Raw genomic sequence first — 2598 nt, 5'->3', positions numbered from 1 at the left:
CCCCCATGAAGACCCCCACCCTGGTCGCTGCCCTCGCGGCCGCTCCCTTCGCCCCCGATGCCTTCGCGCAATCGGCCGACGCCGCGCTCACCCTGGGCAAGGTCGACGTGCACCAGCACAGCGAAGGCCAGTTGAGCGCCCACCAGGTGCTGACCTCGGTGGACGTGCTGGGCGCAGACCAGATCGAAGACCGCAACGTCTCGCACAGCTGGGAACTGCTGGGGCAGATGCCCGGCATCCAGCTCACCGAAACCCGGCAGGGTGCCGAATCGGGCAAGGTCAGCTTCCGCGCCTTCAACGGCGAGGGCTACCTCAACGCCATCAAGACCCTGATCGACGGCATTCCCAGCAACGTCAACAGCGGCAACCAGCGCTTCATCGACATGCTGTTCCCGCTGGAAATCAGCTACATCGAAGTAGTGCGCGGCACCAACGACCCGCGCTACGGGCTGCACAACATCGGCGGCAACGTGAACTTCGGTACCCGCCAGGGCGGCAACTACACCGACGCGCGGCTGGCCTACGGCAGCTACAACACCCGCGATGCGCAGCTGGCGATCGGCCGTGAAAGCAATGGCTTCGCGCAGAACTACTTCATCGGCCAGCAGGCCAGCGATGGCTACCGCGACCACGACACCTCGAAGAAGTACGCGCTGGGCGGCAAGTGGTTCTACGGTTCGCTGGAAGACGGCCTGCGCGTGGGCGTGACCGCGCGCGCCTACCACCACGAAGCCGACGAACCGGGCTTCATGACCGCCGAGGAACTGCGCACGCACCGCCGTGGCAGCGACCTGCGCAATGCCAACGATGGCGATGACCGTGACATGCGGCAGATCGCCGCGCACCTGGATCTGGCGCTCAGCGATGCGCTCAGCTTCGGCAACCGTCTGTACTACAACCGCTACGAAGACGACCGCCGCGTCACCTTCAGCGACCTGCCCAGCGGCAACCTGCCGCGCCAGCGCCGCGTGTGGGATGAGCGCCAGGCCGGCCTGATCAGCACGCTCACCTGGCAGGCCGCGCCCGTGCTCACCGTCGAAGCTGGCCTGAACTACGAACAGCAGGACAACGGCTACATCCGCGAGCGCTACAGCTACGCCGAGCCCACCGACTTCAGCGTGGCGCCGGCGCGGGTGCAGAACAACGATCGCCACAGCTTCGACAACTGGGGCGCCTACGTGCAGGCCATCTACCAGCCAAACACCGCCTGGAAGATCGTGCCGGCCTACCGCGTGGACCGCTTCAGCGGCCGCACCCGCTTGATGGATGGCAGCACCGGCCGCCTGCAGGATTACGGCAGCATCGGCCAGCCCAAGCTGAGCGTGATCCACAGCCTGGGTGCCAACACGCACGTCTATGCCAACTGGGGTCGCACCTTCCAGGTGCTCACCGGGTCCACCGCGCCGGCCTATCTCACCCCCGGCCAGGCGCCGATGCAGCCGTCCACCAATACCGGCATGGAGCTGGGCGTGAAGTTCCAGCCGTTCCAGGGCGCGCAGGCGCGTCTGGCGGTGTGGCAGCAGGATGCGGAAAACGAGGTGTCCAACATGCCGGCCACCGGCACCACGGTCACCCTGGGCAAGACCCGCCGCCGTGGCGTGGATGCGCAGCTGAGCCTGCAGCTGGGCGATGACTGGACCGTGTGGGCCTCGCACGCCTACCAGGAAGCGAAGATCACCCGCGACGACCGCGATGCCAGTGTTTCCCTGCAGGGCCGCGAAGTGGCAGCCACGCCGCGCCACATCAGCAACCTGGGCGCGGATTACCAGGCCAGCGACGCACTGCGGCTGGGCCTGCAGGCACGCGCGCAGGGCGACTACTACCTGGAAGAGCGCAACGTGGCCGGTAAGTTCGGTGGCTTTGCCGTGCTCGATCTCAGCGCCGCCTACCAGATCAACCCGCGCTGGAGCGTGGACCTGCAGTTGAAGAACGTTACCGGCCGCGAGTACGCCTACGCCTGGTACGACAGCTTCTTCTGGGACAGCGCCCGCCCGATGTTCTCGCCCGCGCCCGGCCGCAGCGTCTTCGTCGGCCTGAACATGAAGCTGTAACCCGGCCACGCACCCGGTAGTGGTCGAACTTGCTCGACCTGCGGCAGGGGTCAGAGCCCTTTCCTGCGGAAAGGGATCCGACCCCGGACCTCACCGCGCACGGGGTCAGATCCCTTTTCGCAGAAAAGGGCTCTGACCCTGGATCAACCTCCCGTCGCCGCTTTTCCCTTCGCCGCATCGAAATCGGCCTGCAGACCGATCCAGAACTTGTCAGAGACGCCGAAGTAGCGCGACAGGCGCAGGCCAGTGTCTGCCGTTACGGCGCGATGGCCCGTAACAATCTCGCCGATCCGGCGCTGCGACACGCCAATGGTCTTGGCCAATCGGTACTGGGTGATGCCAAGTGGCTTCAGGAATTCGTGCAGCAGGATCTCGCCTGGGGCGGGGTAGGGACGGTTCGCATGAAATGGCCCGTTCGCAAGATTCGGCAGTGTGGCAAGCGCGGGTCTTTGGCAGAATAGGGCAAAGCGACGGCGTTCGACGCATCTGGTGCGATGGGGTCAGAGCCCTTTCCTGCGGAAAGGGATCCGACCCCGGACCTCACCGC

At 66.1% G+C, this 2598-nt stretch carries 2 protein-coding genes; one reads left to right on the top strand and one right to left on the bottom strand.

From position 1 onward, the window contains the following. The first annotated feature begins 5 nt into the window (after positions 1-5). Entirely contained in the window at positions 6-2051 is a 2046-nt protein-coding gene (locus IAE58_RS19800) for a TonB-dependent receptor (protein ID WP_199934083.1), read from the top strand. Positions 2052-2194: 143 nt separating this feature from the next. Here the strand turns inward: IAE58_RS19800 and IAE58_RS19795 are convergent, their stop codons facing one another. Beyond that, on the bottom strand, positions 2195-2482 hold the full coding sequence (locus tag IAE58_RS19795) for a HigA family addiction module antitoxin (RefSeq protein WP_199934082.1): 288 nt from the start codon (positions 2480-2482) through the stop codon (positions 2195-2197). Positions 2483-2598: the final 116 nt, after the last annotated feature.

The organism is Stenotrophomonas sp. S49, from assembly GCF_016624905.1.
GTDB lineage: Bacteria > Pseudomonadota > Gammaproteobacteria > Xanthomonadales > Xanthomonadaceae > Stenotrophomonas.
The sequence above is the reverse complement of the archived record's forward strand: the minus strand, read 5'-3'. Positions and strand labels throughout refer to the sequence as shown.

What these genes read in the sequence shown, in the direction of transcription:
- IAE58_RS19800 (WP_199934083.1), top strand. Translation starts at nt 6, where the DNA reads ATGAAGACCCCCACCCTGGTCGCTGCCCTCGCGGCCGCTCCCTTCGCC.